This window comes from Paenibacillus sp. NPDC056722, assembly GCF_042790635.1.
Lineage (GTDB): Bacteria > Bacillota > Bacilli > Paenibacillales > Paenibacillaceae > Paenibacillus_AQ > Paenibacillus_AQ agri.
In genome coordinates this window covers 1-1,035 of record NZ_JBHTYV010000044.1, presented here as the reverse complement: position 1 = coordinate 1,035, position 1,035 = coordinate 1, and the positions used below count along the sequence as shown (strand labels likewise).

The following is a 1,035-nucleotide window of genomic DNA, read 5'->3' as shown; positions in this document are numbered from 1 at the left end:
GGTCGCCCACCTCGTCGAACAGATCGGCGATGCTCCTCACCGCAGCCTGTCGAGCACACCGGCGGCGGATGAGCCCTGGGATGAAGGCGACAATCCGTGGCGGCCCAAGTCGCGGATCGCGGCCGACTGATTCGGCGTAAGCCACGTGGTGCTGGTCCTGAAGTAGAGTTCCACGCGTTATCTCGATCAACACTGACCCAAGGGGGGCTCAGCGGTGGGCAACGATGATATCTACGTCGATTCCGAACGCACACGCACCTTGATCACCACCGTCAATGCCTCGGCTGACACTCTGGTGACGGTGCGCGCGGATGAGAAGGTCCTCTCGATCGCCGGTATCGCCGCGGGCACCGGCGTCGAGGCCGCGTGTGTGAAGGGCGCCCAGAGCGCCACCACTGCCTTGGGTGCGACGACCGAGAAGGTGAGAGTGCTTGCCCTGAGCACCGATACCGGCCTCAAGGCGCTCGAGGAGCAGGATCGGCTCAGCGCCACTCACATCACCCAGGCCGGTCCCCGATGACCAGCCCCACCTCTGTCCCCAATCCAACGGTGTCGCAGGTGATCAGCTGGCAGCCCGATGTTCTTGCTGGACAAGGCACGTACTGGACCCAGCAGTCGGGCAGGCTCAAGACCGAACTCGACGCCGTGAACAACAATGTCGGCAACTCGGCGGACTACATTGTCGGCAAGTTCGGTAACGCGTTGCGCGACAAGACCGTAACGGTGCGTGACGCGGGATACAAGGTCGTTGGCGCGCTCGAGGACGCGGGGACTGCGGTGTCGGGCGGCGTCGAGGGCATGCGGTCCGCCCAGAAGGGGGTGGTGTGGCGCAAGGCCGAGATCGAGGGCGACGGTTTCCTGGTGGCCGAGGACGGCAACGTGGTCCTGTCACTATCGCAGGTGGCCAACGCACTCTCGGATCGCAACGACGGGGCGACCAAACTCGCGGCGCTGCAGACCAAGGCCAACACATACACCCAGCAGATGCGGGGCGATCTATGGGAGGCCGGGCAAGCGGCCCAGGCGGTCGTCGAC

2 protein-coding genes are annotated in these 1,035 nt (G+C 65.0%); both read left to right on the top strand.

Going from position 1 to position 1,035, the window contains the following annotated elements:
- The first annotated feature begins 214 nt into the window (after window positions 1–214).
- Window positions 215–520, top strand: coding sequence for a hypothetical protein (locus tag ACFRAM_RS28750; RefSeq protein WP_379470446.1), 306 nt, complete (start codon window positions 215–217; stop codon window positions 518–520).
- The coding region (locus ACFRAM_RS28745) for a hypothetical protein (RefSeq protein ID WP_379470445.1) at window positions 517–1,035 on the top strand (519 nt) is incomplete at its 3' end. The genes ACFRAM_RS28750 and ACFRAM_RS28745, both read left to right, overlap by 4 nt.